This window comes from Nocardia bovistercoris (assembly GCF_015674855.1).
Classification (GTDB): domain Bacteria; phylum Actinomycetota; class Actinomycetes; order Mycobacteriales; family Mycobacteriaceae; genus Nocardia; species Nocardia bovistercoris.
In genome coordinates this window covers 303,376-330,011 of record NZ_JADMLG010000008.1, presented here as the reverse complement: position 1 = coordinate 330,011, position 26,636 = coordinate 303,376, and the positions used below count along the sequence as shown (strand labels likewise).

The following is a 26,636-nucleotide window of genomic DNA, read 5'->3' as shown; positions in this document are numbered from 1 at the left end:
GGCCCTCCTATCCGGTGCCGTTTGCGATGGCGCGAGAGAAGGCGGCGAGACCCTTCACGCGGCCGATCAGAGTTGTCCAAGGGTCGTCGAGCGGGTCGCGGTCGCCGATCGACACGAACTCCGTGCAGACCTCGCCGGGCGAGTCCTCGACCTCGACAGCGGACACGTAGTCTTCGACCACGGTTCCGTCGTCCCAGAACGACATGATGTCGCCGACGTCGAACCTGCGGCCGGAGCCGTCGTCGACGCCGAATGAAAAGCCGCGGCCGTCGATACCGCCTGCCTTCACCTCGATTTCGAGCGATTCGCCGCCACCGCCCGCCTTGAGCGAAGCCATGCCGACCGCGAACGCGTCCAGGCTGTAGGCGGCGCTGTTGTCGGCGAACTTCTCGCCGAATCCGTGCTCACCGAGGTCCGCTTTCAGTTCCGGGTCGTCGAATTTCTGGTACGCGAAAAACAGGTCGTCGAACATGTCGCCGACCAGGATCGAGCCCAGTGCCGCACCCGGAAAGATGGCGTTGAGGAACGCTTGCAGCGCGAGGTTCGCGGCCCATTCGATCGTCTGATTGACGAAGTCCGGTGCCTTGCCTCCGACGACGACCGAATGGTGCGTCGGATGCTGCACACCGCGCCTGATGTTGACGATCTGACCGGAGTCGGTGCGCCATTGCATCCAGCGTCGATCCCGCTTCACGCGGGTGTCGAATACGTATCCGGCGCGCTGCATCGCGCCCCACTCGTCCGGGTCAGCGAGCCCAAGTATGTTGTCCGGGTTGGTGAACCAGAAGAAGTTGTCACCGGACAGGTCGAGGATGTTTTGCAGCCGGGCGAGGGTGTCGGTATTGAACACCAGGGGCGACGGCCCGTCTCGCGGAATCCACAGATTGCAGGTCATGCCCCGGTCGCTCGAGTCGAGCGCCGACGCGAACAACTCGTCGAGCTGGGTCATGCGCGCGGACAGCACGGTCACGTCCGCCGTCAACGAATTGACCAGTGCTAGCAGGTCGTCGAGTGTGTCGATATCGGCGAGCTGCGGCAGTTCCGGAATGTCGTACTGCACGGGCAGTTTCACGTAGACCGGCTTCTGCATCCGGATCGCGTTGCGCGCCAGATACGACTTCAGGACGAAGTCGGTCGGCCCGAACACGACATCCTGTTTGCCGGTCAACGCGATCTGTACCTCCGGGGGAAGCCCCGGACTGACCCACGCCAGCAGCGTCAGAATCCAATACAGGTTGGAGATGCACGTCGCGGTGACGATCTGCTGACCCGGCTTGCCCTCCGATATCGCCGCGATGACGCGGCCATCCCACGGGATGCCGTTGTAGTAGGTGCGAATCGGCACGACGTCGCGTTTGCAGGCCATCAGACGGGCCGCTAGCGGGTGGTCCTGGCGGACCTGAATCGTGCCGGTGCCCGGTGTACGCCAGAACCAGCCGAATCGTGCCTTCATGTAGGGGCCGAGTGGACGCGACCGTAGGTAGTCCTGGCTGAATACCTCGATGTCGAATGCGGGTGGTGTCTTCGTGTTCGGCTTCCACACCGGATTCGGCGTGACGGGCGCGCTCACGCGACCGCCGCCTCATACTTTTGTGGCATCCACGCTTCGACCCGCGACACCGACGACGTGCCGGTGCCGACGATATGCAGCGGCGCCAGAGATTTGGCAGGCACCGACGTGTACCAGCCGATATTGCCCGCAATCTCCCAGGTGTCGAGCCCGTCGGAGTTCTTGATGTGCGGATACTCCGGGTTGGTCTCGACCGTCCATACTTCGCCGACGCCGAGCATCGGCAGCATGACCGCCTCGTCGCCGACGCCGATCTCATATGAGCCCGGTCCGGTCAGTTGCCAGAACACCCACGCGGCACAGTCGCCGTCGTTGTACAGGCTGCGGCCGGAGAAGCTGCCCGGCGCGAGCGGCCCGAGGTGCGCCGTCTGACCCATCCACCAACTCTCATCGGAGCCGAGCACCACTGATTCGGTGACCGCGCCGACGGTGTCGAGTAGGTCGACCGCTGAATCGGCGACGACGCTCTCACGCCGAACCCACTGGAATCGGTCGCCGCCACCAGGGGAGATGGCATGGAATTCGCCGATCTGCTCGCCAGTGCCGAGCGACCCTCGCCAGGACTGCCACAGGTCGATGGCGACCGCGCCCGGCTCGACCGGGCCGACACGCACGACGAGTCCGATCGTGTTGATACCGCGTTCGATGCCGCGCCACGTCGCACCGGCTTGTCTGGCGTTGGCCTGCCGTACGTGGGTCGCCTGCGCACCGCCGAGACCCGTTGGGGCCTCGGCGAGACGCAGCGGGCAATCGGGTTCGCCGAATCGCCACACGAGGCGCGGATGGCCGGGACGTTCAATGCCGTGCAGTTCGTACCGAACCGACATCGCAACCCCATTTCCGGGGTCAGACCCCGAGCTGTCGAATGTTGAGCGCCGCCTCACGGCGACCTGAGTCGATGTCGACATCGACCTCCACCGGGGCGCGGCCTTCCGCGGCTGCCTTGATCTGTTCCAGCAGCGTCGTGACCTGCTTCAGGCCCTCGTCGTAGTTGGGAATCGCGTTGCTTCCCGTGTCGAACCCCTGGAATGTCGTGCCGTCGTCGGACCAGCCGGACCGCAACGCCATCGCGCCACCGGCAGCGAGCAGCGCCGCCCGGTACGCGTGCTGCCCCCACACCGCGAGCGGTACGGACCGCGACGGAGTCGAGAGCGGAATACCGGACCGCGCCGCGCGGCTGGCGACCGTCCACGAGCCGGTATGTGTACCGCCGTCGCCTTGGTCGCCGACACCGCCGAAACCACCGAGCGCGTACCGGGAGAGCCGGAAACCGAATCGGTCCGCGACCCGCGCGAGAATCGCGGTCGACCGCGACCGCTTAGCCTCAGCGAGCGGGATATACGCCTCACCACCGGTTTCGGGTTCGGCCCACACCCGCAGGTCGCCAGGCGAAGCGATCTGGGCCGTGTGATCTTCGGTGCCGTCAGCGAACCAGCGAGCCGAGAGGGTCGCGATCGGTTTGCGTTCGTCGTCGTTCGCGCCGAGCCCTGCGGGCCAGTTGGTGACGCGCACATCCTGCACACCGGATGTCGTCGAACTCTTCGCCGTCGACGAGTTGCCGCCAGCCGTCGACGCGTCCGTGGCGCCGCTGCCTTTCTGGCCGGTGCCGACGTTGCCGGACACCGGGTAGTGCATGACGTTCGGAAACTGGCTCCATCCTGCGGCTTTGCCGCCGTACTGACCGTTTCCTCTCGCGCCGCCCATCTCCACGTTGGTGCCGTCTTCGAGCGTGACGGCTGTGTGGCCGCCTCCGGGCATGTCCGGGTCGTTGATCCAGCCGATACGCACGGAGCCGTCCGGGCCTGGGCCGGGCTGGAATCCGCGCGCTGCGAGGGCTTCGCCCTGGTTGCCGGTCGCGAATCTGCCGCCGACCATCGGATCGCCGTAGGCGAGCATGTTCGCGACCTTCGAGGCTGCGCCCGAGCAGTCGGTGTTCCAGGATTCATCCCAGCCGCCGAACACGTAGCGGGCACCCTCGATGCCGCGTGTCCGCTCAGCCAGTTCCGTGCCGTGCAGACCGCCATTCGCGAAGGCGAACAGCCCGTAGCCGAATGCCTGCGCGACCTTGGCGAGGATCGACGTCGACCGCGACCGCTTCGCCAGTCCCATCGGGATGTATGCCTCGCCTCCGGTTTCCGGTTCAGCCCACTGCACCAGGTGCGGCGTCGCGGGCTGGATCGTCGCGTCGGCGGGCAGCTTGCCATTCGCGTAGCGGTACAGGTCGATACCGCCGTTCGCACGGGTCGGGACCGAGCCGGATGCGATTGCTCCGGAGAACTTCGCCAGCACCTCAAGGTCGACTGTTCGGCCGTTGTTGTTGCGGATGAAGTCGTCGACGAGCTTCTGCCCCTCGTCGGTCTGTGCGGTGATCTTGGAGATACCGCCGGGCAGGTGCTCGACTTTGAATCCGAAATCGGTCAGGCGGCCCTCAGCTTCGGCCGTCAGCGCCTCCACCTGCACCGACTTGCCGTCTGGTACCGCAGTGACCGCGCCACCGAACAGCCGCGTCATTTCTGCCGCGTTGGCTGCCTCGGAACCAGCGGTGTGCACCGATTCGCGCATTTCGTCGATCTTCGGCCGGACCGCGTCGACGGTGTCGGCCAGCGCCCGCGTACGGTCGCCGAGCTGCCCCATCTTGTCGGCGAACTGCTGCGTCGAATCGCCAGCAGATACCAGGGCCTCGCCCGCGTCCTTCATGCCAGGGATGTGCTTGAGCACACCGCCGAGCGAGGACGCGAATACGCCGAGACTCATGACGGACGAACCCATCATTTCGTTCGTGCCGTCGGCCATCATCCCCAGGGCGCGCAGCGTCCCCGAGGTGAATGCGAGAACGCCATCCAGAGTGGCGAATCCGGCGTCAGCGAGGTCGACGAAGAAGGCGATCAGCTCTGGTTTGTGCATCGACACCCAGTCGGCGACCTTCTGAAGGGTCGGACCGAACGCGCCCGCCAGGGCGAGCTTGATGTCATCGGCCGACGAGGTAATCGAGTTCTTCGCGGCCTCCAGATCAGACGCCGAATTGCTGCTCATCGTCTGCATCGCCAGGCCGGTTGTGCCCGCCGCGTCGCCGAATTCCTTGAGCGCCTGCGAGGGGTCCCACTGCGTGAAGGCACCGATGAAGTCACCCGCCGTGTCACCCAAGAGCGCCTGCGCTGCGGTCGCCCGTTCCAGCGGATCTTCGATTTCGCGGATGGCATCGAAAACGGCGTCGAAGGCGGCTTCCGCTTCGGGGCCGCCCGCCTTCAGTCGGTCGAAAAACTCGTCAGCGGGAAGGTTGAGGCTGGTCAGCGCCTCCTTGATAGTGTCCGCTTCCTCATACATGCGCCTGCCGAATTCGCGGATGGCGTCGCCTGGCCGATCGGCGATGTCGACGCCGTTCTTCATCGCCTGACTGATGAGGCTCATCGTGTACTCGGCCGAGAACCCTGTCTGTTTCCAGCCTGCCGAGTATTCGCGCACCACGTCGAGCAGGTCTTCACCGACGTCGCCGCCCTTCTGGAAGGACCGCACGATCAGGTCCATCGCCGACTCGGCGTCTGGTGCGAGACCGTTGATGAGCAGCGCTCGTAGTGCCTGCACGGTCTGCGGAACTTCCGCGCCCATCAGGTCAGTGACGGCGTTCAACTGCTCGACCATCGGTTGCATCTCAGCCGCGGATTCCTCGCCGTTGAGCAGACCGCCGTGGATCATGGCTTGCAGCGTTTGCATGTTCGCGTCGACGCTCTCGCCCCACCCGTTCGTGAAAGCGTTCCCGGCCGCGACGCCCATGATCCGAACTGTCTCCTCGTTGATGCCAAGACGCGCCTGCACCATGTCGCGGGACTTCTCGGTGTTCATGCCGTCTTCGATGGCGGACATCAGGACGGCACCAGCCGCGAGCCCGATACCGGCGACGCCGACGAGCGCCATCGCGATCGGGCCTCCCTTGCCGCCGAGGCCCTTCACTTTCTGGCTGAATCCGCCGACGAATCCGTCACCCGCAGCGGCGCCAGAGCGGCCGACGCCGTCGGCTGCGTCGCTGATGCCGCCGACCGCGTCGGCCGCGTCGCGCGCCGATCGGGCGAGCCCGGATGGGATGTCCATTCCGCGCGTCGCCGACGCGGCAGAACTCGCGGCCCGTTCGACGCGGCCGACGTCCTGCGCCGCGCTCTGCGCCGCGCTGCCGACGCGCCCCACGTCGCGGGCCGCGCCCGTGGCGGCGTCGCCGACGGTGCCCATGTCGCGGGCTGCGTTGCGTGCGCCGAGTCCGCCGCGTTCGATGCTGGAGCCAGCGCTGTTGAACGACTGGTCGACGTCCGACGCGGCGCGTTGCGCCGCCGATTGCAGCGATGTGAATCCTTGCTGCGCCGACGTCAGGGTGCGTTGGAATCGGGTGTCGTCCAATGAGAGTTCGGCGTAGATGCCACCGACCGATGTGCTCATGTGCGTCTCCGTAGGTCAGTCGGCAGCGGCCTCCGGAGAGGTGTTGACACCGGCTGCGTCGAGAATTGATTGCATGTCGAGGAGGTCGCCGAGTTGACCGAGTTGCCAGTTCGCCCGGCCGAGGCTCGGAGTGCCACCGAAATGCAGGAGGGCAGTGCGGCCCGCGTGGAGCGCCATCGTGTCGCGCACGCCATTGGCAGCCATCTCGTCACGGACCGGACCAAGAATCTTGATGATCTCCTCGAGTTCCTGGTCAGAGGTGACGCTGTCGTCGACGATGAGCCGCCGCAGCCGGTCGGCCTCGCCGATGGTCGGGCATTTGACCCTGTAGACGACACCGCCGATCGGCAGCAGGAGGTCAGGGTCGTAGAACTCGGTCAATTCGCGATACGGGGCCACGGCATTCCTCATGAAGTGGGGGGAAAAATGGAGCGGTACAGGCGAGTTCGCGGCGTGGTGGCGAGCGCCCGGATACGGACCTCCAGCCATCGCCAGGGCCGTTGATCGAGCACGCCCGAATCGACGTCGACGCCGAACTCCGTGTGCAGGTCGAGTTCGATGTCAGGCCAGCACGCGAATACGTCCCGCCAGGACATGCGGGGTGCGTCATCGGATGCGCCGGGCGCGTGACGCGGAGCCATCGCGGGAGGGTTGAACCATGCCCGCATACCGCCCGCGATCACAGGCCCGCCTCCGGGGTCGTCTGGCCCCAGGAATCCGGGTGCTGACGGATCGGTCGGCGCTGCGTCGGTTGAGTGCCGGTCGCCGTTCCAGTAGGCGGCAGCGGCATCGGGCGACTGACCGAAGTGCAGCAGCGCGGTACGTCCGACCAGTTGCCTCGCTGTCTCGTCGACGCGCAATGCGTCGAACGCGTGCCATGCGTCGCCGAGGATACGACGCACTTCGCGTTGCTCGTCCGCGTCGGTGACCGCGTCAACGTCGAGCATCAGCCGTCGCAGCCGCAGCCCTTCCGCTGCGGTCGGCGACTTGACGCGGATCACGTGGCCGCGCACCGGCAGACACAGGTCCGGGTCGGCCCAGGACTCGTAATCGTCCATATGCGCGGCCTTTCCGGTCAGGAGACGACGACAGTGCCGGCCGGAGTGAGCCCCGAACCGGATGCCGAGACGACCAGCACCGTGCCGGGCAGGGTGACGGTGTAGGCGGTGCCGGGTGTGCCGGTCACGGTCGCGTTACCGGTGCCAACGGTCGACAGCCCTTCCAGCGCCGTCTTGAGCGCGGCCAGGGTGATGGTGTGGGTGAGTGCCGACGCAGTCTGTCCGTCGACGGTGATGGTCCAGGTGCCCGACGTGGTCCCAGCCGGGAGGGTGAACGTCTTCACGATCGGGGTGAGCGGCTTGACAATGTCCTTGTGCTGCCCGCGACCGGTCAGGGTGGCCGTCCAGCCGTACAGGCCCTCTTTGTCGTCGGCCGAGCCAACGAACGCGACAGCGAAGTAGCCTTCCTTGGCCTCGTCGATTTCGTCCGTGCGCCAGTAGCGCACGTGCGCGATGTTCTCGTATCCGATCTTCGAGCCGTGCTTGCGCAGTTGCTCGATGCCGGGGTCCGGGACATAGGCGGGGCTGCGTTCGCCCTTGCGCAGGCCCGCGAGTTCCAGGTTCTCGCCGATCGCGGTCGCGATCTGGGACTTTCGGCCACCGGAGTGGATATCGCCGTCGTCCTGCATGGTGATGTCCTGTGTCGGCGACACCTTGTTGAGGCCCATGACGAACACCCATTCGGGTGCCGAGCCGGTGCCGTAGGCGACGTCGATCTGCACCGCGTAGTCGCGGGCCAGCGCGGTCGCCAGTGTCGACGAGTCCGGGGCCTGAAGGGGTGCGGGAGCGGTCATGGTGTGCCTCCTGGGGCTGGATTGAGGGTGAAGACGTACGAGTCGGCGCGCTCGTAGCGGCTGTTGCTGTCCGGTGTGGTGCCGCCACGAATTCGTCGACGGCAGAGCAGGACGCGCGGCCCGTCCGGGAGCTGGACGTGCGTCGCGTCGTGCAGCAGACGACGCGCTGCGTCGGCGACGCTGTCGGTGGTGCGCGGGTCGGTTCCTGCGGTGCGCCAACGCATCTGGACGAACACGTCGGGGTTGTGGTCGTCGCGTCCGTACTGCTCGTCGTACACCGTGAGCGCGACCGCCGCGTCTGGCGAGGTCGGTAGGCCCGCGAACGTCACGGCGCACGCGTCACCGGGCGGGTACGCACCCGACGCGACGTAGCGGGCGAGCCCTGACGCGTCGAGATATCGGGCGAGGGCTTCGACGAACTCGGTCGCGTCGATCACGTCAGCCGCCGGGCGATAGCCGAGGCGATGATCGTTTCGAGTTCCGGCCCGAATGCGTTGAGCGGCTTTTCGAGGAACTTCGCTTCACGTCCGTTGTCGTGCCGGAGCGTGAGGTCTTCGTGCTGACGTAGCGCGTACGGCGTGTTGTAGCCGACGCGGGCGACGCCGTCGGCGACCTCGTTGGTGCCGCTGTTCTGCAAGATGCCCTCGTCGATCGGGACCAGCGCGTTCGACTGGGCGAGCAGCGTTTCCCCCGACTCGAACAGTCCCTCTTCGACGCCCTCGGCGACCAGGTCTGCGAAGTCGCCGCCGTTCCAGTGCGCGGATACTGCCATCGGATGTCTCCTATGCGAGCTGGATGACGAGGGTGTCGGGGAACGGCGTGCCGAGGTCAGACGCCGACGCGGTGACGACGCGCGTCACCCGACCTGTAGGGAGCGTGACGCGTGACTCCAGCGGTATCGGATCGAGGCTCACGGGGAACGCGACGCTCGCCGATGTGACGACTTCGACGCCGGAGCTGTCGCGCACCACCTGACTGCGTTCCGCGACGTTGCAGTGCTCAACCGTCGGCGCGTCGAACAGCGGGCCGAACGCGGCAGTGCCCGCGAACCTTTCGACGATGACGTCGTGGACCCAGAACTGCGCCAACGGGTCAGTCATGCGCGTCCGACCGCAGCCGACGCGAGGCCCACGTCACGCAGTACGTCACGCGACGCGTCGCATAGTGACGTGGCGCTATCCGCGCGGGCGGCCGATGACGCGGCGACGTCGTAGGCGACCGACGCGCCATTGACCGACGCAGAAGACGCGGCTGGTTTGACGCCCGCTGCGCCCGCGAGCGGGTTGACGCTCAACGCAATCCACTGACGCACCTGCCAACAGGTCGCGGTCGTCAGCGCCTCCGACAGGACCGGATCGGTTGGCAGTCCGGCGGGGGTCGCCTCGTACTGATCGTTCTTGGTGGCGCGGCGCACAAGGACAGAAGCGGCCTCGATGTATCGGACGTCGTCGCCGTCGTCGAGTTTGTCGAGCTGGGCGGCCGAGACGTGACCGGCCAACTGCTCGACAGTGGCGTAGGTGAGCACGGGGGCTTCTCCTAGAAGCGAGGCGACCGCACCCCACCGGGCGGCGGGGTGCGGTCACAGGGGGGGAATGGATCAGGCGGGCGGGGCGAGCAGCACCGACGCCGACGCCAGGGCCTCCGGGCGGAAGATCTTGCCGCCGTAGATGTTCAGGCCGCGCACGATGTCGGCGAACCGGCCCTGAGCGCGCAGACGCTCGACCTTGCTGATCTGGTTCGCGAACGACAGCGCCGCGTTCACGCCCGCGACCATCACGTAGTCGTCCTTGTCCGCGCCCGCGCCGCCGACCTTGTTGACGTTGTTCGACTCCAAGATGTCGAATCCGGCGACGCGACCGACCTGACCGTTGAGCAGCGGACCGGCCTGGCCGAGCTTGTCGGCGTGGATGAATCGTTCGTCGAGCAGCAGCGGCGACACCAGTTCGGGCGACAGCGCAGCGTAGCGGCCGAGCTTCGGGACCGACTTGCGGTCCAGCTTCTCGCGCAGCTTGACCAGGACGGTGTAGATGTCCGTCTGGCCGGTGGTCGCCTTGTCCGGCTTGGCGTCGACCACGGTGACGCGGCCGAGCTTGTTCGCGGCGAGAACGCCCGCCTTCAGCAGGCCGTAGGCATACAGGTCGGCGGCGTTCTGCAACTTCTCACCGGCTTGGGCCAAGGCCGGATCGTCGAAGTTCGCAGCGGCCTGCACCTTCTCGACGTCGTTGACGTAGAAGCTGAAGTACTCGCCCTGGTCGATGACCATCGCGTCGGCCGAGTCGGAGAGCTGATCGGTGGTCATGTCCGTGTTCTTGTTGTATGGACGGACGTCGGGTGCGCCGATGGACGACACGTGCACGGTGTCGCCCTGCTCCTGAATCTGTCCCTCGTAGTTGCGGTTCGCGACCTTGGGCTGACCGAAGATCAGCGCGTTGTCGTAGGGCACCTGAACCTGATCGGCCCAGAATTCGGGAACGAAGCCAATAGCCATGACTGCCTACCTATTTCGGTGGTGGTGGGGGTGGATTACTTGCGGCCGAGGATTTGGTTCGCGCGGCCTTCCTTGGTCGCCTTCATCCGCTCGCTGGGCGAGAGCGCCTTGTACTGCTCGTAGGTGAGCTGTCCCGGCTCGCCCTTCCCGGCTCCGGTGTCCGCGCCGGACCGGGCGGGGGGCTTCGGCGGTTCCGGGGTCGCGGTGAGCTTCAGCCGCGGATTCGCCTTCACCGCTGCGGCGACGGCCTCTTTCAACTGCTGGTCGAAATCGGCGGCAGCCGGATCGAGTTCGTGCAGGGTCCGCGCGAATGCACGCGAGTCGAGCAGCCCTTGGACGTCGACGTCTTTCGGAGCCGCCTTGTAGACAGCCAGCTCCGTTTTCGCCTCGCGGGCTTCCTGCGCGGTCGCGGCAACCTTCGCGGTCAGCTTCGCCGGGTCTTTCGCGTCGTCGTCGACGAACCCGAATGCCTTGCCGACCGAGGCCCGCATTTCCTCGAGCTTCTTCTCGGCGGCCTTCGCGGCAGCGGCCTGCCGGGCCGACTCGGCGCGGGCTTCCTTCACCTTCGCGTCGTCGTCGCCGGTTTCTCTGGCGCCGCTGCCGTCGGCCGGTGCCTCACCCTTGCCGAGGTCGGTGCCGGTGCCCGCGCTGCCGGTGTCGCCGGGGTCGGTGCCCTCGGGTTTGTCGGTGCCGTCGGCGGGCGGGGCGTCTCCGGTGTTGCCGTCGCCGTCGCCGCTTCCGCCGAGTACCGGCCAGATCGGGCCACGGCGGGTTTCGCCGATGGCGAGCAGGCCGGTATCGGGGTGCCTGGGCAGGGACTTGGACATGCGCTCTCCTGGGTGCTGGTTGATGCCCGCAGCGGGCATGAGAAAGGCCCGCAGCGCGGATGCTGCGGGCCTTCGGTTCGGTGGGTGGCTACTCGGTGTCGGGGACGTCGAGCGCGTGTTTCAGGCGGCCACGTAGCCACATGCGGGCGAGCAGCACGCGGAGGCTGCCGGGGGCCGCTGGAACGTAGGGGTTGACGGCTGCCGGGTCAGCGGCGGCGGCCAACCCTTCTTGGTAGGCGCGGACGATGTCGCGTGCACTCATCGCAGGAAATCCCCTCTCGCGCTGCGCATCCGCGTCGCCGACTGTGGGTCTAGCAGGTCGGCCTTGAACTCGTCGAGCGTCGGGCGGCCGTTCTGGTCCCAGAATGCACGCAACTCCTCCGACGCGTATTTCTCAGCGGTCGAGGCGTTTCCGTGCCACAGGGTTCGCGGGTCGATGCCCGCGCGCTCGCCTGCCTTCGACAGAAGGTAGCCGTTGAGTTCTTCCTCAGCGGCCAACCAGCCTTGGTACGCCTGGTCTTTGAAGGCGTGGCGGGCGAGGTCGTTGAACGATTCCCCCGAATAGCCCTGGTCGCGCAGGAACGCGACTGCCGCTTGCTGGCGCTGCGTTTTCACGCTGATGCCGTATGCCTTTTCAACCGCCGACTCATGGTCCATGCCCTCGGCGGTCAGCCTGTCGTACTCGCGCTCGTACCCTGCCCATTTCTCGGCGCGCTTGGCCTCTAGCATCTCGCGATGCTTGAACTCGCCTTCGAGTGCGTCGATCAGATCCCAGTCGAGCGGTTCCGCTTCACACGCCTGCACGATCGCGTCGTCCAGCTCGTCGTCCGTGAGGCCCTTGTGCGGGCGACCGGGGGCGGGCTTCGGTGTCTTCGGCGCTGCGGCGGGTGTCTTCGGCTCTGGTGTCGGATTGCGTACCAACTTCGTCGACTCGGTCGCGCGGTCCGCGTCGCCGTTGCGCAACTGTTCACGGCTGCGTCTCCGCGTAACCCCGGTTCGGTCGACGTGGTCGCGTATCTCCTCCTGACGCGCCCGCACTTTCGCCTTGGCTTTCGCCTTCGCGGTCGGGGTGATCGCGGCGGCCTCTTCGCGCTTCGCCTGCCGCACTCCGCGTTCGAGCCGCCGAAGCTTCTGTTCGTCGACGTAGTCCTGCGGGTCGTACGGGGGTAGTTCGGGACGTGGCGCACCGGGAACCCACAGCGAATGACCGTGTTTGCAGTTCGGGTGATGCAGTCCAGCCGCTTCGGCCTCCTGCATCGACGCCTTCACGGTGGCCGTGATGGGCAATCCGTCCATCCGCGACTCGGCCTCAACCGGGCCGTTCGGCGTCGCGCCCGACAGCGACAGCAGTTCGCCTTCGAACGGCACGCACTGAGGTGCTGGTCGCGGGTGCGCGGTTACTACGACGATGTCGTATCCGCGTTGCCGCAGCCGGTCGGTGTGGCCCTGTTTCATCGCCCGCAGAGCGGCTGTGCGCACCGCCATCTCGACGTAGGTGTCCATCCGCCAGTTTCGGCCTGCGCTATCGCGGAACCCCCGAATTCCCTGTGCCGCGAAGTTGTCCAGTGCTTGCTGTGTGACCTCTCGGCGAGTGGCGACACCGGTCACTATGCGGCCGGAGACCTCGGCGACGACATCTCGGTACGCGTCCACTGTCGACCGGAGGATCTGCGTGTTCGTTGATGCCACCGCCGCGACCGTCTCGGCCGCGAGCGCGGCGACGGCCTCGGTCGATACCACGGGGGCGGGTGTCGTCGACGGTGGCCCTGGCACGTCCTGGTCCGCGCCTGCGACACCTGTAGCGTGCGCCGACATCAGAGCCGCGTTGATCTGCGCCGCGACCTCTGGTTGCAACGAGAGGAGAAAGCCGCGGGCTTCGGTCGACAAGCGCGCGATCTCGGAGAGTTGGGTCGTCACCCACTGCGGGGTGTCGATGCCCTTCTGAATCGCGGCAGCGACTCGCGCGAGTAGCTGCACTTCGGCGTCGGCGTACATCTGCGCGACCGCGTCCTGTATTCCGTCGATCGCGGCAGGCTCGTATGTCATCGGTGAGCCTGCCTGTCTCGATTGTTATGCGGCAGCGTCGAATTCGTCGCTGTCGTCGAGCTGGTCACCCTCGTTCGCCTCGTCGTCCTCGTTGTCGGGGCGGTCGGGGTTCGGGGCGATGGGGGTCGGGGGCTGGTCGGAGCCGAGCGCGTACGGGTCGGCTACCGCCTTCTCAGCCTCGATCCGGTCGACCTCTTCCCGAATCGCGATCTCGTCGTAGTCGGGGTTCAGGTACCGCACCCTCCACCAGCGCGACGCTGATCCGGACGCGTCGAGCGCGACGCAGTTCGCGGCCCGTACCGTCACGCTGTCGCGCGACGCGGGAGGCCAACGCACTTCCAGATCCTCGGTCAGCGCGAGGCCAGTGGAGAACACAGCGGCGTCGACTTCGAGCAAGGTGCGCGCCGCGCGTGCGAGGACGCCTTTCCACATGCCGGACCGCGCCTTGTAGGTCGCCGTGCTGGCGTCGCGTTTGGCGTCGACCTCCGTCGCGGTCATCGCGCCGCCCGAATCGTCAGCCATGCCGAATGTATAGGGGCTGAATCCGATTCGGCGGAGGATCGCCCGCAGGTATCCCTCAGCGGTCCGCAGATGGTCATCGACGCGGATCTGAAATTGATGGGCCTCGATAACCGGAGTCGCGGACGGCGCACCGCCGACCTTCTCGTAGACCTCCTGCTCTACGGAGAACATTGCACCCTTGCCGGGGGCTTTCGCGTCGAGCAGGAATTCCGACACCATCAGCCGGGCTTTCGCCAGCCGCACGTCCCGCGAGAGCGACGAATAGGTTTCGTCGATCTGGTCCATGAGACCGATCACTGCCGGGTCGCCGATGTCGGAGCGGCCGAGATGCTGCATCACCGGCTTTCCCCGGAACGCGGGATTGCGCCCCGCGTTGGGAATGTGGAATGCGGTCAATCGCATGGTCCCGGTCTCGACGTAGTCGGTGCCGTCCACGACAGGGATCTTCGCTGTCGACAAATGTGCAGCGAGTTCGGTCGGTGTGCCGAGCGATGTGGCTGTACCCCGGTACAGGCCGTGATAGATGCGCCCCCAGACCTGCACCGGTTCGCCGTCCTCGCCGATGGTCTTGTATCCGGGTTCGTGCCGTTCCAGATGCCGCAGGATGACGTTGTCCTCGATGTTCTCGTCGACGACCGTCCAGAAAGTTGCCGCGCTCAGTTCGCCGTACTCGAATTCGGGGATCACCTGGTCGGCGTCGACGAAGTCCAGCCACGCGTGTTCTTTGATGTCGGCGTTCCAGACGACGCGGGCGTAGACGTCGCCGAGTGCCGAGCAGGACTCAGCACCGAGCAGCATCGCCGAATGCATTGCGGCGCTGTTGAAAATGAGGTCTACGCGTTTCTGGGCGGCCAGGTGGGCGGCTGCGATTTCGTCCGCATCGGCGTTCTCGTCGATGTCGCCTTTCGCGACCGTGAACGAGACGGGGTCAGGCAGTAGCAGCGACGCGGCGGTCTGCACGATATCGCCCGCGACGGGGACATGCAGTGCCCGCGGCTGTTGCGAGACGTCGGGTTTGGTGCCCCAGAACAGGCGGCGAATCTTCGAGAAGAAGCCACCGGCAGCGGGGCGCGAAGGCTCACCCGCGTAGGCGCTGAGCTTGTCGGCGTCACCTTCCCACCACACCTGACACGTCGCGTACAGCGCGAACGCGTCGGATAGATGACGCGGAGGCCACGGGGTTTTCGTGGACGGCAACGGCATTAGGCTGCCTCCTCGGCAGTAGCGGCAGTGGCGATAGGGATCGGCAGGACGGGGAGCCAAACCTGTTGGCTGGAAACGACCGCGTACCGCAGTGCGTCACAGAAGTGGTCGTCAGCCTTCACGGGTTTGTCCTCGCCCTTCTCGGACGCGGAGGGGTCCCACACGTAGCCGGGTATTTCGTTCAGCAGCCGTTCGCATCGGTCGGACACGAACAGTTGCAGGCTCGAAAACAGTGAGGCCACCGTGCGGACGCCGTCGACGACGCCATTGATCGCGTCGGCCGCGCGCACGGTGTCGTCGCGGTAGAGCTGGAGTTTGAAGCTCGCGGCGGCCGGGTCGACGTAGGACCATTCGGGGCTGTGCTTGCCCTTCGTGAGCCAGTCGGCGAGGGAGCGGGACAGCTCAGCGTCGGTGCCGCGCTCGGGTGCCCACTCGTCGAGCGCGTACAGCCGGTTGTCGACTCCGATACCGAGCAGGATTCCCGCTGTCGGATTGGTTGTGCCGTAGTCGATTCCGAGCGCGATGACGCGCGCCATCTTCGGCAGTTCGCCGTGGGCGATGACGTGTTTCGGTCTGTCGAACGCGTGGTAGATGACGCCGTCGGCGAGTGCCCACCGGCCGAGCACCATTCGCAGGTAGAACATGCCGGAGTAGGACGCCTTGATGTTGGCGATGTACTCGGCGGGCAGGTTGTGCGCGTTGTCGTCGAGCGTGAACGTGAACCGGTGCAGGTTCAGCGGCCGGTCGTCGTGGCCGGGCGGCAGCCTGCGGAACAGCGCTCGCCGGTCATGGAATTTCCCGTCGCCGTCGACCCACAGTTTCGCGCGGTCGAGCCACTTCTTCTTGATCCAGTGGCGCGGCCCCTCGGGATTGCAGGTCGCCCAAATGCGTGCGCCCTCAACCGACATGCGGGAGACGAGCATGTTCCAGAACGACTCGGGAACGGTCGCGGCCTCGTCGACGTACGCGCCCGCCAGGGTGAGCCCCTGAATCTTGGTGCGTGCCTGCTCGTTGTTCGCGCCGATCAACAGCACCGACCGACCGCAGATCGACACTGTGCCGGAGCCGGTGTTGATGATGATGCGGTCAGCGCCGTATATCTCCTGCAACGGCAGCAGCAGGTTGTTGATGAGGGTCCGCTCTGTGCGGCCTGCCATCAGCAGGTTCCCGGCTGGGCCGGTGCGCACGAACTCGACCCAGTCGACGAGTGATCCGATGGTCTTTCCGGACCGTACGGAGCCTTCGAGGATGTTGATGGCTGCGGTCGAATGCCGGTATGCGGTACGGGCTTTCCCTCGTAGTGGCCGAACGATCATCCGCCGTCCTCCGCGTCCTCCGCGTCCTCCGCGTCCTCCGCGTCCTCCGCGTCCTCCGCGTCCTGATCGTCGACGTCGTCGACCGCCTTTTCCCCGAGGATGGCTTTATGGAACTCGTCGACCGCCGAGAGTTCGCGGCCTTCGCCCCGGATTCGCATGTCGGCCAGCGTTTCGAGTCCGGTCAGTCTGGCGCGGCGGTCCATGATGCGCAGGGCGCGGTCTATGGCCTTCAGGTCGCCGCGTGCGGCGTCTGCCCAGATGCCGAGGAGCATCGCGTCGAGGCGCGAGAGTTCGAGCTGTAGAACGGATTCGGCGGGCTCTTTCGTCACTTCGGCCATCGCGGCGGTGACGTATTCGTGAGCGGTCGAGATGGAGACGTCGAGCGTTTCGGCGATCTGCCGGTACGCTGCGCCGCCTTCGCGGAGCTTGAGGGCGCGGGCCATCCGCTTGCGCCGCTCGATGCTTTCGGGACTGGTCCCGGACTTTCCTGGCACGGCGACTCTCCTTCGGGTGTCGCATCCTCGTGTGCAGTGCCTCAGCCGCCGGAACCAATTGGTGTTGTGTGCGGGGGCGGTCTGCGCGCAAGGGTGTGCGACGCCGTTCGCGGGTCGCGGGTCTGGGTCAGCCGATCAGCGCGGAGCCGGTCGACAGCAGGAACGAGCCGACCTCGATCGCCAGCTTCAGCAGCTCGGAGATACAGGTAACGGACATGGGACACCTCCCTTCGGGGGGTAGACGTGAGAAGTGCCCGCGCTCAACCACTGAGGGAGCGCGGGCACTGGTGAGAGCGTGACCGTGGCGGCGGCTCGAACGCTCTCGGATCGGGTGATGGCGTGGCTTCCGGTCACGTCATCGGCCTTCGGCTCAAGCCTACTGCGGGACGCGGGACAGTAGAAAGTGTGGAGTCGACCGACTACCTGCCGGTTTGCATATTACAAGCGCCACATGTAATATGATTCAGGTACAACAAACCCCCGCCGCCACGGGGACAGGAAAGGAACCAACCATGAACGAGATCCAGACTCAGACCCCGATCGTCGTCCTGATGCGAACCGACCCCGAGTGCGACGCGCACGGTAACTACGGGCATTCGTTCTCCAGCACCGTCGAACTGCGCGGCAAGTTCCGCCACCAGCGCAGCCAGTGCAATTTCACGGTCCACTATCTCGACGAGACCACAGAGTCCCGCCGCGAGTACCAAGGTCCGATCATCAAGGGCGAGTACGCGTTTCTCGTACCGCAGGCCACCGTCATCTCCTCGCATCCGATCGCACGACGGACCGTGATCGAGGTCGAGAACGGCGACCTCATCAGCATCGTCGGCCGCACTTTCCGCATCAGCGATGACGTCCCCCTCGACAATCCGCGGCTGATCCGCGTCCAGGGCTGACAGCCAACCTCGCGCCGGGGCCGCGAGCCCCGGCGCGCCGAAAGGAACCAACCATGATCCACCTCGATACGGTCGCCAACCGAGTCGCTACCGCCCTGTGCGTGCAGTGCGGTGCGCCGACCAATTTCGTCCCGGTCGGCTGGGCCACCGGTCGCCGTTTCGCCTCCGGTGAACTGCGCGCCACCACCTCGTCGAATATGCGTTGCGACGACTGCATCGACCTGCTTCCCCGTAGCCGCCTGAGCCCACCCAGCTCGTGGTGACCGTGTGGCCGGTCGGAAGTCCGGCCCGCTACGACGCACGAGAGAGCCCCCGGACCGCGACGGTTCCGGGGGCTCTGCGCTGTCCGCTCACGCCGCCAGGCGCACAGCCCGCGTCACCGGTCGGCGAGCGCGATGCAGCGCGAGAACGTCGCCAATTCGGAACGTGGTCCCCCGCTCCTCCAAACAACCGAACAGCAATCCGCGCTGATGCCATTTCCTGATCGTGTCGGCGCGGACGTGCGCACCCTCGAACTCCGGCAACAGGCGTGCCAATTCGACAGCGGTACCAGTCCGATCGTGCGCCGCTTCCACCATCCAGTCGCGATGCTGACGTGCGTCATGGTCAGACCCGCACTCGGGGCACTCGACGACGCCCAGACGGCCAGACGTGGTCACAGGGGTACCGCATTCCTGGCACCTGCCCGCGAACGTGCGTTCGGAGGGTAGGTCGACCGCGCCCCACGCGGCGGTGAGCGCACGCGACAGCGTTTTCACCCACTCACGGCACCACGGCTGGCCCAGGGTGGCCGGTAGTACCTCGTGGAGGACTCTGGTTGCCGCGTCCCGCGCGGATAGCGCCGTAGGCGCGTAGGGCGCCAGAGTCGCGGCACGGCGCAGCACCAGTAGCAGCCGCCGCCGTGCCTCAGATGCGCGGTCGTTGAGGATCAGCGGCCGGTCGTGACCGCTGCCGTGTCCGCCACCGCCGCCAGGTCGCACCGTCACGTCGGTACGGGTGATCGTCACATCGAGTTGCGCGAACAGTTCCGGTACACGACGAAGGTCGCGGATGAGTGCGACGACCTCGGGCGAGACGGCCACGGATACCTCCTAGAACAGCGCCGCAGTCGCGGCGTTTGGGTGAATGAATTTGACCGGCGCGAGTCCGTCGAGATACGTCGCGAACCGACGCGGATTGACCGGCTCACCCGGCCACACGCTCGGCGAACAGCCCGAGAATCGAGTCTTGACCGCCATGAATCCGGCCTTCTGGGTTTGCGGGTCCGGGCGGTATCCGTCGCGAATCCATCGGGTGTATGCCTCCCACATACTCGGCTCGCGGTACCGCATGTGCAGGATCAGGTGGCACGTGATGCACAGCGGCACATACGTTTCCGGGCGCGAATAGTCCTCGAGGTGTCCGTGGATCGCGCCCTCGGCCTGCCCGCACACCGTGCATTCGGCCGGTCGCGGCCATTCGCCACTCGACCATTTATCCTCGAGGCGAGCTTGTACCTGGTTGCGGTACTCACCACTGAATCCGTTGTATGCGGACATTCCCACGGGTCACTCCTTCACGGTCAGGTACGCACGGTTCTTTCCATCGAAAGTGATTGGAGTCCAGTGTCTTTCGAGTTCCGCGCATTCGATCGAAACCGAACGTACCCTGTGAGTAGCGGCCTGTCTCGGCGCACGTCCTTCCAAAAACAGGTGTCGCACACTGGCTTTCGCGAATGTGTCGCCGAGCATCGCCGGTGTGATACCCGCGTCGTCGAGTTCAGGCAGCACGCGACGGGCGACGACGACCCTGATCGCCGAGTCGGCGAGGTAGTCGGCGAGGTCCGGCAGCTCGCCCGGCGTGAGCATCCAGTGCTGAACAGGCACGCCCGGCGCGTAGGTGCCAGCGGTGCGGCCAGCGGCGATAGCGTTCGCGTCCGCCTCGATGCCTTCGACGGTGTATCCGGCCTGCGCGAGCCGTCGCGTCAGTAGCCCGGTCGACGAGCCGAGATCGAGCACGCCGCCGTCGGACGGCGATACCTCCGACCGGACCAGGTTGTAGATGTCGTCGTGGATACGCGGGAAGGTTCCGTTTCGCTGCCAGTCGTACAGGTGCTCGGCGGAGTCGTAGCGGCTCATGCGGCGTCCTTCGGGTACCAGGCAGGCGAGTAGGCCCACTTGTTGATGCCACGGGCCGCGAAGACGTCTTCCTGCGCGAGAAGGTCGACCTCCGCGCGGGTGCCGCCGATCTCCTGCGCGATCTGGGCCGGGTCCATGTGATGCGTCTCCAGCAGTTCGCGGACGATCGCCGACATCTCGATTGCCGCGTGCGTGCCCTTCGCCCGGTTGATGCGGATCGTCATCAGCATGGCCGTCGGCCGGTCGACATCGAGCACCGCGACCGGCACCCTGCCGCGCCAGCGTTTGCGGACAGCCGCGGAGTCTTGGGATAGCCGCCACCGATGGAATCCGTCGATGATGATGCGCTCCCGGCTCACCATCAACGGCTGAATCCATCCGGTCGACAGCAACGACCGCTCCAACAGCCGCAGCTCCGGTTTGTGCACGCGGTTCGGGTTCCACACGTTCGGATCGAGTGTGTCGGCCGGTATCCACTGGATGTGGTCGATCGGGTTCTCCCCGTCCGGTGTGACGGGTAGGGCTGGCAAGCCCTCAGTATTGCTGCTCACTTCGCGGCTCGCCTTCTCTGGTCGGCTTTCGTCATTGGCGTGATGGTCCGTTTGTAGGCACCGGCCATCATCTGTTTCAGCACATGGTCGGGCGGGAATGCGGCGGGAGACTTGGCCGCGCGCAGCCGAACCACCCTCAGCGCCTTCAGTGCCTTCGCCTGCTGTGCTGGGTCGGTAATCGTTTCCTCGATGTACGCCTGCACTCCGTCGAGCGACTGCCCGTAGCGGCGCATCAGCCCGGACCGGTCCAGCTCGCCGAAATACCGTTCCTGCACGGCCATCTCCGGCTGTAGCTGGATCACCTGCGCGTAGAAGTCGGGCGCGAACTCCCGCAGCCGCCCGAACCGCTTCGCCGACTCGGCGTGCAGCGGAGTCGAAACCCTGAGCGCCGCACCGGAAACCACCTGCGCGTCGTAGATCGAGCAGTACCGAATCCGGTGATCGTAGAAGTACCGGAATACGTCGTTCTCCTGCCAGTCGAACAGCGGCTTGACCGTCATCACGCGGCTGTCGGCGGTCGCGTTGATGTAGTTGTCGTGCAACTTCGCCTTGAGCGCGTTGAACCGCATGATCGACTCAGCCGCCCGAACTCCGGTGACGATCGCGACCTTCCCCTTCTCGTCACGTGAGACGAGGGTGTCGGCGGTGTACTGGTCGAACACGAGATCGGCGGGCAGGCCCAGACTCTCCGGCGTCAGCGCCCATTCCGGGCACGGTCGCATGTGCTCCCGCGACGGGTCCCACTGGATGTAGCGAATCGACTGACCGAGGATGTATTTCGTCGAATCCAGCGGCACGCAGTACCAACGCATGTCGATCCAGTCGCGACGCCGGTACTCGTCGACGAAGTCGATCACCTGATCCGGTATCAGTTCCTCGTCGCGGAAAATCACCTTGATCGGTCGATCGTCGCCGCGCTCTACCGCGACCTCGCGCGCCAGGTGCAGCGCGACCAACGAATCCTTGCCGCCGGAAAAGGCGACCATGACCGTGTCGAACAGGTCGTAGATGTGGTGCATTCGACGTCGCGCCTCGGTGTAGACGTCGACGTCGATGAATCCCTGCACACGTGGCATCAGGCCCGATCCCCTGCGGTCGCTTCGAGGTATTCGGTCAGCCGGTCGGCGATCGTGTCCTTGTCCGAGTAGGTGCGCTTCAACCACTTCAGGAACTCGAACCACGTCTCTTGCTGGTCCTCGTCATCGAATATCAGGTTGTAGGAGATGACCGCCGACGGCGGAGCGGGCTCGTTGTCGTCGTCGCCGTCGCCGACTGCGTCGGCCGCAGCGACCAAGTCAGCGAGGTCAGCGTCCGTGTAGCCGGTGCCTTCGAGGTCCGGCAACTCCTCCAGCAGCGCGAGCAGGTCGGCGACGTCGTAGCCGCCTTTGTCGCCGGTCCGGTTGTCGGCGAGCACGATTCGGCGAGCGGTCTCGTCGTCGACGTCGACGTAGTGCACATCGATCTGTTTCCATCCGAGGGACGCGGCGGCCTGCAACGTGTGATTACCGGCCAGAACGTAACCGGTGGACTTCTGGACAACGATCGGCCGGTACTGGCCGTTGGCCTTCAAGCTCTCGGCGATCAGCGGGACGTCGCCGCGCCGGGCATTGCCGGGGTACTGCGTCAGATCCTTGACCGCGACCTCGGTCATGCCGCGATCCTTTCGGCGCTACGCGCGTAGCCACCGATGTCGACGTACGAGTCACGGTGAAAGGTGTCCTTGGTCCGCGAAACCTTCAGCAGGATCATCAGGTTCGCGACGTCGAGCGCGGACACGTAGACACCGAGGTACGCGGTCCACAGTTCGCCGATCCGCTGGAACGACTTGGCCGGGTGCCCGTACTGGTCTTCGCGTTCGCCCTCGACCAGCGCCGCGGCTTCCTCCAACACCGTGCGCGGACGCGGCGCGGCTTGCGCTTCGGTGTCCGTGGTTGCGGACGGTTGACCTGTGGGTGCGGCAGCGCGGGCCGGACCCTCGTCGGCAGCCTCGGGCGCGGTGGGCGACTCGGTTTGGACACCGGGGTTCGGAACGGCCATCGGTACGGCGACGCCGTCGGGGAAGTCCGCCAGGCGGGCCTCCATCTGGTTGCGAATCATGTCCTTCAGCGCGCCGTCCGGATGTTGGCTCAGCATGGATTCGACGTGTCCGCGAATCTCGTCGGCGGTCAGGTGGACGATGGTCTGGTCAGCCACGGTCGGGTTCCTCTCGGGTTACTGGCAATCACAGGGGTCGGTGTCGTCGGTCTCGTCGACGGCGTCAGGGTCGACGTACTCGCCCGTTTGGGCGGGCCAGTCGGACGCGAGGATGGCGAGCGGATCGCGGACGATCTCGATGCGCAGCGACAGACCGATGGCGCGGAGAAGCACGCGGATCACGCGGGATCACCCGTCTCGGCAGCGGCGCCAGAGGTCCAGTCGAGTTCGACCCACACGCGGCCGGGCTCTCCGGGCACGGGGTCGTGGATGACGGCCTCCGGCTTGGTCATCCATCGCGGGGTGTCGTCGCGGACCATGCCGTAGCCGAGGATGTCGGGACCGCGTCCGCCGCGCCGGAGTTTGCGGCCCGGCTTGGTCGGGGTGAGCGCGTCGGCGATCGGTTTGAGCGTCGGCATGAGGTTGTCGGTGTCGCGGGCGCGCTGGAATTCGGGTTGCCAGTGAAGTTCGACGACGACGTGATCCACTCCGCGCGGCAGGTGGGCGAGAGTGGCGGCAGCGACGACCTTCGCGCGGATGTCGCGGCGTATCCGGGCCTCTCCGAGCTTTGCTTCACGGGAGGCGGCGGTCTTGTTCGCGTGCAGCGGTGGCCGGGTGTACGGCAGCGGCAGCACGGCGCGTGGGTTGTCCATCGGGTCTCCGCTCAGGGTTCGAGGGTGATCGGCGCGTCGGGCGGCAGGAAGACGACGCCCTTGCCTGACGCGGTGTTGACGTAGGCGACGGTGTGCGTCTGCTTCTGTTCGATGCCGGTGATCGAGGCGCGGCGGGAGCGGCCTTTGTCGGTGTATACGAGGGTCTGGCCGACGTGCCTCCAGTCGAGCTGGCTCGGCGCGATGGTCATGCGGGCTTCTTCCGTCGGTCTCTGGTCTGGCAGGTGGTGCAGCGGCCACGGGAGTGGCAGCGGGCGTATCCGTCCGGGATAGGGCTGCGGGCGCGGCGGCTGACGAGGGGGCGGTGGCAATCGACGCATTCGGTAGGTCGGGTTGCGCGCGGGATTCCTCCGGCGCGGCCGGTGGCGCTGTAGCAGCCGCGACACAATCCGTGTGCGGCGTGACGCGCTTCGCCGTCGCCGACGGGCGCGTCTGGTGCGACGAGAGTTCGGTGGCAGCCGATGCATTTGGGGCGCGTCTGCGGCGTCTGGTGTGAGGCGATCACTGCGCGTAGCGCTTTCGTGGTCGCTGCGTCACCTCGGCAGATGATTCCTGCGGCGACGACGCCTGACGCGGGGAGTGCGACGGTCGGTGCGTCGGTGGTGGTTCCGGCGCTCAGGGCGAGGTGGGCGCATTCGACGACGCACCTTGCGGGGCATTCGCTACGGCAGAACGCGGCGGCTTCGGCTGCGTCGGCGGGTCGAATGAATCGCCAGTCACCCCGGCATGGTGCGTCGTCGATCACGCCCGCAATGATCTGCCACTACGCACGCACTACGCAACCATTGCGTCTGTGTCGCACGTGTCGCTGTGCGTCGATGACGCACCGACGCAGTGACGTTGCTACACGAGCGAAACGCCCTGCACGTCACCCGCACGCGTCAGGTACGTCAACGCGCCGCGACGCGACTCCGACCCGTGACGCTCTCGGTAGTAGTTGCTGCCACCGTCGAGCGTCGACGACTGGATACGCGTCCGTGTCCGCGTCGTCTCCAGTTCGTACGTGTGATAGTGGCCGTGCGCCAGGACGTCAGCACCGCCCGGTCCCTGCCCGTGGAACGTCTGATCGGACCACCAGTCCATCGCCTTGCCGCGTCGCCACTGATGGCCGTGCGCCACTACGAAAGTCGTGTCACCAACGGGGACCGTCATGTAGCCACGTTCCGGCTCCGGGGTGCGTATCTCGACGTGCCCGTATGCGTCGACGTTGCGCGTCAATCCTTGCGCGACGCTGCGCGCGGCGTGCGTCGCCCACCCGTCGCCGGGCCGCGTCGTCTGAAATCGCTGCGATTCGTCGTGGTTTCCGTTGACCACGTCGACGAGGATCGACGCGGCGTCAGCCGCGAATGCGTCGACCGCGACGTAGATGAGGTGTTGGAACACTTCGACCTGCTCAGTGACCGTGAGGTCTGTGCGCCACATGGTTCGACCGGACTGCGATTGGTTGCCTTCGACGCAGTCGCCCGGATAGAGCAGGTGGACGATGTCGATTGGTTCATTTCGGCGTGCCCGCTGATACAGGTCGTGCGCACGTTCGACTGCTTCGAGGTATCGGGCGATGATGCGTTCGGAGCCGCCGTTGTCGATCTTGCCTATCTGCAAGTCGCTGGCCTGGAAGTTGAATGCGGCCGGGCCGGGCTCGACCGAACTCCGCGGCTGTCCTCGGCGGGTAGCGATCAGGTCGACGAGCGATGCGGCTGGGCTGGGTTCGGCCTCTTCGGCGATGACGTAGAACCGGTTCGATGCGAGCCAGTCGCCGTTGAACGCCTGCCATCGGCTGATGCGGACTGGTCGTGTGGGGTCGATTCGCAATCCGTCGCCGAGCTGGTGGTGTGCGAGCAGGTCGGCGAACAGCGGCGGATCGTCGGCGGCGCGACGTGGCGAACTGTCGATGAAGCCTGTGCGGCCGTCGAATTCGACGCGGGGGGTGAAGGCTGGTTCTTTGACGGTGGTCGCGGCATCGGCGGCGAGTTCGTCGGCGAGGCTCACGCGGCCGACACCGGGCAAGAGCAGCCAGAGTTGGTGTGTGAGTACCACATCGACGGTGATCCGCTGTAGCCGCGCGACCTGGCGACGCGGACGACGGACGATTTCCGACCGCCGCTCGCCAGCCACTCGTCGATCTCGGCGCGGTCGGTCGTGTTCAGTCCGTCGAGCCATCGGCCGACGATGCAGCGGCGCGGCTGGGTCGTCGATCTGAGTGCGCGGGCGATATCGGGGAGCGGGCGTGTGGCCGCGCCTCCGTCAGCGGCGGTACCGGCCGGTCTGGCGAGGCTGTCGAGACTTCCTGTTGGCATGTGCGGGTCTCCGTTCCTCGGTGACTGGCGGTAGTGGGCTGGCGGCGGCGCGGCCCGGTGGGTCGGTCGTCAGGCGGGTAGTGGTCCGAACTTCTTGAACGGCCCTCGCAGCGCGAGGTCTTCGGCTGTCCACCAGCCGTTGGACCCGAACGTCCAATACTGGTCGCCGAACTTCTGCCACAGCGAAGCGTCTACTTCCGACGCGAAGACCTGACCTTCCCCCTGTGCCTTCAACCAATCGACGTATCGCCCGTCGGCAGCAACTACTACGCGGCGTCGGCCGCTGTTGCCGCTACCGCCGAGCGCGGCGACTTCTGCAACGGGGCTTCTCCCGTTGGTCCCACCCTGTGATTTCGTATCGTGCACCAGGGAAATGTAGGACTGCCGTCCGACATTTGCGGAGTGTGGAGTCACACGCGTGAACCCGGTTTGCCCGCTTGCATTTCGCGAGCACGAGCGGGGACGGCGTCCGTCCTACGGACTACGGGCAGGTCGCGCCGGTCACGCCGTCGAATTTGCCGAGGTCGCCGACCTGCGCAACGCCGAGCTGACCGATTCCGATGTGCCCGTTCGCGAGTCGTGCACCGTTGGCCGTGCAGTCGATCTGCATCCAGTAGCCGCCCGGCGCGAGAGTGGCGCGCAGGTCGGTTGTCACTTTCGAGTAGATGGACAGCAGGCCGTCGGGATCGGCGCTGCTGGTCTTCACGCGGACGTTCTTGCCGACTACCTCGAAAGTGTGCGCGGGCGGCTCAGGAAGTGTCAGCGGTACAACCGTGCCCTGCGGGCTCGTCGTGGTCGACGTCGTCGGGGCAGCGGTGTCGTCGGTGGAGCATCCTGCCGCGCCCGCCAGGAGGACAGAGAGGGCAACGACGGCAGCGGTTCGGATCATCCGGCCGATGATGCCAGAAACCCGCAGGCGTTGACGCTCTGCGGGTTTCTGGCTGGGGCGGGCGTGGATTACGGGGGGTACCCGTTCTCGCGGCGGAACGCGGCACGGCGCTCACGTTGCAGCTTGTGCAGGGCCATCAGTCCGTCGTGGTGCTCGGTGATGGTCGACATCGGTTTGTCGGCAACCAACTTCGCGGTGAGTTCTTCGATCTGGCGGTCGAGTTCGACGCGTTCGATGTGCGCCGCCCGCTTGTCGGGGGTGTCTTCCACTTCGGTCTCC

General features: G+C 66.3%; 34 protein-coding genes. 3 read left to right on the top strand and 31 right to left on the bottom strand.

Features of this window, described 5'->3' with window-relative positions:
* Positions 1 to 7: 7 nt before the first annotated feature.
* From IT779_RS21310 to IT779_RS21230, 17 genes are all read right to left on the bottom strand, one after another.
* Positions 8 to 1,570, bottom strand: coding sequence for a Gp37-like protein (locus tag IT779_RS21310; protein ID WP_196151121.1), 1,563 nt, complete (start codon positions 1,568 to 1,570; stop codon positions 8 to 10).
* Positions 1,567 to 2,397, bottom strand: coding sequence for a hypothetical protein (locus IT779_RS21305; RefSeq protein ID WP_196151120.1), 831 nt, complete (start codon positions 2,395 to 2,397; stop codon positions 1,567 to 1,569). Before IT779_RS21305 ends, IT779_RS21310 begins: the two co-directional genes overlap by 4 nt.
* A 19-nt stretch (positions 2,398 to 2,416) precedes the next feature.
* Positions 2,417 to 5,995, bottom strand: coding sequence for a phage tail tape measure protein (locus IT779_RS21300; RefSeq protein ID WP_196151119.1), 3,579 nt, complete (start codon positions 5,993 to 5,995; stop codon positions 2,417 to 2,419).
* A gap of 15 nt (positions 5,996 to 6,010) precedes the next feature.
* On the bottom strand, positions 6,011 to 6,394 hold the full coding sequence (locus IT779_RS21295) for a DUF7426 family protein (RefSeq protein WP_196151118.1): 384 nt from the start codon (positions 6,392 to 6,394) through the stop codon (positions 6,011 to 6,013).
* An 8-nt stretch (positions 6,395 to 6,402) separates the two neighbouring features.
* Positions 6,403 to 7,053: a DUF7426 family protein gene (locus tag IT779_RS21290; RefSeq protein ID WP_196151117.1), complete on the bottom strand. Its 651-nt coding sequence runs from the start codon at positions 7,051 to 7,053 to the stop codon at positions 6,403 to 6,405.
* Between the two features lie 17 nt (positions 7,054 to 7,070).
* Complete coding sequence (locus IT779_RS21285) at positions 7,071 to 7,847, bottom strand: phage tail tube protein (RefSeq protein WP_196151116.1); 777 nt, start codon at positions 7,845 to 7,847, stop codon at positions 7,071 to 7,073.
* The gene (locus IT779_RS21280) at positions 7,844 to 8,284 is read right to left on the bottom strand and encodes a phage tail terminator protein (protein ID WP_196151115.1); all 441 of its coding nucleotides are present in this window, start codon (positions 8,282 to 8,284) and stop codon (positions 7,844 to 7,846) included. Before IT779_RS21280 ends, IT779_RS21285 begins: the two co-directional genes overlap by 4 nt.
* The gene (locus IT779_RS21275) at positions 8,281 to 8,619 is read right to left on the bottom strand and encodes a hypothetical protein (RefSeq protein WP_196151114.1); all 339 of its coding nucleotides are present in this window, start codon (positions 8,617 to 8,619) and stop codon (positions 8,281 to 8,283) included. The genes IT779_RS21280 and IT779_RS21275 overlap by 4 nt, the downstream gene beginning before the upstream one ends.
* Before the next feature lie 10 nt (positions 8,620 to 8,629).
* Positions 8,630 to 8,947 (bottom strand): hypothetical protein, encoded by a 318-nt coding sequence (locus tag IT779_RS21270; protein WP_196151113.1) that lies wholly within the window; start codon positions 8,945 to 8,947, stop codon positions 8,630 to 8,632.
* The gene (locus tag IT779_RS21265) at positions 8,944 to 9,372 is read right to left on the bottom strand and encodes a hypothetical protein (RefSeq protein WP_196151112.1); all 429 of its coding nucleotides are present in this window, start codon (positions 9,370 to 9,372) and stop codon (positions 8,944 to 8,946) included. The genes IT779_RS21270 and IT779_RS21265 overlap by 4 nt, the downstream gene beginning before the upstream one ends.
* A 72-nt stretch (positions 9,373 to 9,444) precedes the next feature.
* Complete coding sequence (locus IT779_RS21260; RefSeq protein WP_196151111.1) at positions 9,445 to 10,335, bottom strand: P22 coat protein - protein 5 domain protein; 891 nt, start codon at positions 10,333 to 10,335, stop codon at positions 9,445 to 9,447.
* Between the two features lie 35 nt (positions 10,336 to 10,370).
* Positions 10,371 to 11,162, bottom strand: a complete 792-nt coding sequence (locus tag IT779_RS21255; RefSeq protein ID WP_196151110.1) for a hypothetical protein — start codon at positions 11,160 to 11,162, stop codon at positions 10,371 to 10,373.
* Between the two features lie 88 nt (positions 11,163 to 11,250).
* A complete protein-coding gene (locus tag IT779_RS21250) occupies positions 11,251 to 11,424 on the bottom strand; it encodes a ribosome modulation factor (protein ID WP_196151109.1) in 174 nt (57 codons plus the stop codon).
* Positions 11,421 to 13,208, bottom strand: a complete 1,788-nt coding sequence (locus tag IT779_RS21245; RefSeq protein ID WP_196151108.1) for a phage minor capsid protein — start codon at positions 13,206 to 13,208, stop codon at positions 11,421 to 11,423. The genes IT779_RS21250 and IT779_RS21245 overlap by 4 nt, the downstream gene beginning before the upstream one ends.
* 24 nt (positions 13,209 to 13,232) lie before the next feature.
* Complete coding sequence (locus IT779_RS21240; protein ID WP_196151107.1) at positions 13,233 to 14,933, bottom strand: hypothetical protein; 1,701 nt, start codon at positions 14,931 to 14,933, stop codon at positions 13,233 to 13,235.
* Positions 14,933 to 16,249, bottom strand: a complete 1,317-nt coding sequence (locus IT779_RS21235; RefSeq protein ID WP_196151106.1) for a PBSX family phage terminase large subunit — start codon at positions 16,247 to 16,249, stop codon at positions 14,933 to 14,935. Before IT779_RS21235 ends, IT779_RS21240 begins: the two co-directional genes overlap by 1 nt.
* A complete protein-coding gene (locus IT779_RS21230; RefSeq protein ID WP_196151105.1) occupies positions 16,246 to 16,743 on the bottom strand; it encodes a hypothetical protein in 498 nt (165 codons plus the stop codon). The genes IT779_RS21235 and IT779_RS21230 overlap by 4 nt, the downstream gene beginning before the upstream one ends.
* A gap of 512 nt (positions 16,744 to 17,255) precedes the next feature.
* Between IT779_RS21230 and IT779_RS21225 the strand changes: the two genes are divergently transcribed.
* Together IT779_RS21225 and IT779_RS21220 are read left to right on the top strand one after the other, a co-directional pair.
* Positions 17,256 to 17,639 carry a hypothetical protein gene (locus tag IT779_RS21225; RefSeq protein ID WP_196151104.1) on the top strand — a complete coding sequence of 128 codons (384 nt, stop codon included), beginning with the start codon at positions 17,256 to 17,258 and terminating at the stop codon, positions 17,637 to 17,639.
* Positions 17,640 to 17,692: 53 nt separating this feature from the next.
* The gene (locus IT779_RS21220) at positions 17,693 to 17,902 is read left to right on the top strand and encodes a hypothetical protein (protein WP_196151103.1); all 210 of its coding nucleotides are present in this window, start codon (positions 17,693 to 17,695) and stop codon (positions 17,900 to 17,902) included.
* Between the two features lie 87 nt (positions 17,903 to 17,989).
* Here IT779_RS21220 and IT779_RS21215 read toward each other — a convergent pair whose 3' ends face one another.
* From IT779_RS21215 to IT779_RS21165, 11 genes are all read right to left on the bottom strand, one after another.
* A complete protein-coding gene (locus IT779_RS21215; protein WP_196151102.1) occupies positions 17,990 to 18,721 on the bottom strand; it encodes a hypothetical protein in 732 nt (243 codons plus the stop codon).
* A 9-nt stretch (positions 18,722 to 18,730) separates the two neighbouring features.
* On the bottom strand, positions 18,731 to 19,177 hold the full coding sequence (locus IT779_RS21210; protein ID WP_196151206.1) for a hypothetical protein: 447 nt from the start codon (positions 19,175 to 19,177) through the stop codon (positions 18,731 to 18,733).
* A gap of 9 nt (positions 19,178 to 19,186) precedes the next feature.
* Positions 19,187 to 19,756, bottom strand: a complete 570-nt coding sequence (locus tag IT779_RS21205; RefSeq protein ID WP_196151101.1) for a class I SAM-dependent methyltransferase — start codon at positions 19,754 to 19,756, stop codon at positions 19,187 to 19,189.
* A complete protein-coding gene (locus tag IT779_RS21200) occupies positions 19,753 to 20,286 on the bottom strand; it encodes a ParB N-terminal domain-containing protein (protein ID WP_198428778.1) in 534 nt (177 codons plus the stop codon). Before IT779_RS21200 ends, IT779_RS21205 begins: the two co-directional genes overlap by 4 nt.
* A gap of 17 nt (positions 20,287 to 20,303) precedes the next feature.
* On the bottom strand, positions 20,304 to 21,383 hold the full coding sequence (locus tag IT779_RS21195; RefSeq protein WP_196151099.1) for a phosphoadenosine phosphosulfate reductase domain-containing protein: 1,080 nt from the start codon (positions 21,381 to 21,383) through the stop codon (positions 20,304 to 20,306).
* Positions 21,383 to 21,958 (bottom strand): ParB N-terminal domain-containing protein, encoded by a 576-nt coding sequence (locus tag IT779_RS21190; protein ID WP_196151098.1) that lies wholly within the window; start codon positions 21,956 to 21,958, stop codon positions 21,383 to 21,385. The genes IT779_RS21195 and IT779_RS21190 overlap by 1 nt, the downstream gene beginning before the upstream one ends.
* Entirely contained in the window at positions 21,955 to 22,500 is a 546-nt protein-coding gene (locus tag IT779_RS37205; RefSeq protein WP_198428735.1) for a DUF6378 domain-containing protein, read from the bottom strand. Before IT779_RS37205 ends, IT779_RS21190 begins: the two co-directional genes overlap by 4 nt.
* Positions 22,501 to 22,518: 18 nt before the next feature.
* Complete coding sequence (locus IT779_RS21180; protein WP_196151097.1) at positions 22,519 to 22,683, bottom strand: hypothetical protein; 165 nt, start codon at positions 22,681 to 22,683, stop codon at positions 22,519 to 22,521.
* Positions 22,680 to 23,153, bottom strand: coding sequence for a hypothetical protein (locus tag IT779_RS21175; protein WP_196151096.1), 474 nt, complete (start codon positions 23,151 to 23,153; stop codon positions 22,680 to 22,682). Before IT779_RS21175 ends, IT779_RS21180 begins: the two co-directional genes overlap by 4 nt.
* Positions 23,154 to 23,164: 11 nt before the next feature.
* Positions 23,165 to 23,362 carry a hypothetical protein gene (locus IT779_RS21170; RefSeq protein ID WP_196151095.1) on the bottom strand — a complete coding sequence of 66 codons (198 nt, stop codon included), beginning with the start codon at positions 23,360 to 23,362 and terminating at the stop codon, positions 23,165 to 23,167.
* A gap of 652 nt (positions 23,363 to 24,014) precedes the next feature.
* A complete protein-coding gene (locus IT779_RS21165) occupies positions 24,015 to 24,983 on the bottom strand; it encodes a hypothetical protein (protein ID WP_196151094.1) in 969 nt (322 codons plus the stop codon).
* An 18-nt stretch (positions 24,984 to 25,001) separates the two neighbouring features.
* On the opposite strand from IT779_RS21165, the gene IT779_RS21160 reads away from it, so the two are divergent.
* Positions 25,002 to 25,229, top strand: a complete 228-nt coding sequence (locus IT779_RS21160) for a hypothetical protein (protein ID WP_196151093.1) — start codon at positions 25,002 to 25,004, stop codon at positions 25,227 to 25,229.
* Between the two features lie 308 nt (positions 25,230 to 25,537).
* On the opposite strand, the gene IT779_RS21155 is transcribed toward IT779_RS21160, so the two are convergent.
* The 3 genes from IT779_RS21155 to IT779_RS21145 form a co-directional block, all read right to left on the bottom strand.
* Positions 25,538 to 25,702, bottom strand: a complete 165-nt coding sequence (locus IT779_RS21155; RefSeq protein ID WP_196151092.1) for a hypothetical protein — start codon at positions 25,700 to 25,702, stop codon at positions 25,538 to 25,540.
* A 247-nt stretch (positions 25,703 to 25,949) separates the two neighbouring features.
* On the bottom strand, positions 25,950 to 26,357 hold the full coding sequence (locus IT779_RS21150) for a hypothetical protein (protein ID WP_196151091.1): 408 nt from the start codon (positions 26,355 to 26,357) through the stop codon (positions 25,950 to 25,952).
* 68 nt (positions 26,358 to 26,425) lie between these two features.
* A complete protein-coding gene (locus IT779_RS21145; RefSeq protein ID WP_196151090.1) occupies positions 26,426 to 26,626 on the bottom strand; it encodes a hypothetical protein in 201 nt (66 codons plus the stop codon).
* Positions 26,627 to 26,636 lie beyond the last annotated feature (10 nt).

What these genes read in the sequence shown, in the direction of transcription:
- IT779_RS21305 (WP_196151120.1), bottom strand. Translation starts at nt 2,397, where the DNA reads ATGTCGGTTCGGTACGAACTGCACGGCATTGAACGTCCCGGCCATCCG.
- IT779_RS21300 (WP_196151119.1), bottom strand. Translation starts at nt 5,995, where the DNA reads ATGAGCACATCGGTCGGTGGCATCTACGCCGAACTCTCATTGGACGAC.
- IT779_RS21290 (WP_196151117.1), bottom strand. Translation starts at nt 7,053, where the DNA reads ATGGACGATTACGAGTCCTGGGCCGACCCGGACCTGTGTCTGCCGGTG.
- IT779_RS21285 (WP_196151116.1), bottom strand. Translation starts at nt 7,847, where the DNA reads ATGACCGCTCCCGCACCCCTTCAGGCCCCGGACTCGTCGACACTGGCG.
- IT779_RS21275 (WP_196151114.1), bottom strand. Translation starts at nt 8,619, where the DNA reads ATGGCAGTATCCGCGCACTGGAACGGCGGCGACTTCGCAGACCTGGTC.
- IT779_RS21270 (WP_196151113.1), bottom strand. Translation starts at nt 8,947, where the DNA reads ATGACTGACCCGTTGGCGCAGTTCTGGGTCCACGACGTCATCGTCGAA.
- IT779_RS21260 (WP_196151111.1), bottom strand. Translation starts at nt 10,335, where the DNA reads ATGGCTATTGGCTTCGTTCCCGAATTCTGGGCCGATCAGGTTCAGGTG.
- IT779_RS21255 (WP_196151110.1), bottom strand. Translation starts at nt 11,162, where the DNA reads ATGTCCAAGTCCCTGCCCAGGCACCCCGATACCGGCCTGCTCGCCATC.
- IT779_RS21250 (WP_196151109.1), bottom strand. Translation starts at nt 11,424, where the DNA reads ATGAGTGCACGCGACATCGTCCGCGCCTACCAAGAAGGGTTGGCCGCC.
- IT779_RS21245 (WP_196151108.1), bottom strand. Translation starts at nt 13,208, where the DNA reads ATGACATACGAGCCTGCCGCGATCGACGGAATACAGGACGCGGTCGCG.
- IT779_RS21240 (WP_196151107.1), bottom strand. Translation starts at nt 14,933, where the DNA reads ATGCCGTTGCCGTCCACGAAAACCCCGTGGCCTCCGCGTCATCTATCC.
- IT779_RS21235 (WP_196151106.1), bottom strand. Translation starts at nt 16,249, where the DNA reads ATGATCGTTCGGCCACTACGAGGGAAAGCCCGTACCGCATACCGGCAT.
- IT779_RS21225 (WP_196151104.1), top strand. Translation starts at nt 17,256, where the DNA reads ATGAACGAGATCCAGACTCAGACCCCGATCGTCGTCCTGATGCGAACC.
- IT779_RS21220 (WP_196151103.1), top strand. Translation starts at nt 17,693, where the DNA reads ATGATCCACCTCGATACGGTCGCCAACCGAGTCGCTACCGCCCTGTGC.
- IT779_RS21210 (WP_196151206.1), bottom strand. Translation starts at nt 19,177, where the DNA reads ATGTCCGCATACAACGGATTCAGTGGTGAGTACCGCAACCAGGTACAA.
- IT779_RS21205 (WP_196151101.1), bottom strand. Translation starts at nt 19,756, where the DNA reads ATGAGCCGCTACGACTCCGCCGAGCACCTGTACGACTGGCAGCGAAAC.
- IT779_RS21195 (WP_196151099.1), bottom strand. Translation starts at nt 21,383, where the DNA reads ATGCCACGTGTGCAGGGATTCATCGACGTCGACGTCTACACCGAGGCG.
- IT779_RS21190 (WP_196151098.1), bottom strand. Translation starts at nt 21,958, where the DNA reads ATGACCGAGGTCGCGGTCAAGGATCTGACGCAGTACCCCGGCAATGCC.
- IT779_RS21175 (WP_196151096.1), bottom strand. Translation starts at nt 23,153, where the DNA reads ATGGACAACCCACGCGCCGTGCTGCCGCTGCCGTACACCCGGCCACCG.
- IT779_RS21170 (WP_196151095.1), bottom strand. Translation starts at nt 23,362, where the DNA reads ATGACCATCGCGCCGAGCCAGCTCGACTGGAGGCACGTCGGCCAGACC.
- IT779_RS21150 (WP_196151091.1), bottom strand. Translation starts at nt 26,357, where the DNA reads ATGATCCGAACCGCTGCCGTCGTTGCCCTCTCTGTCCTCCTGGCGGGC.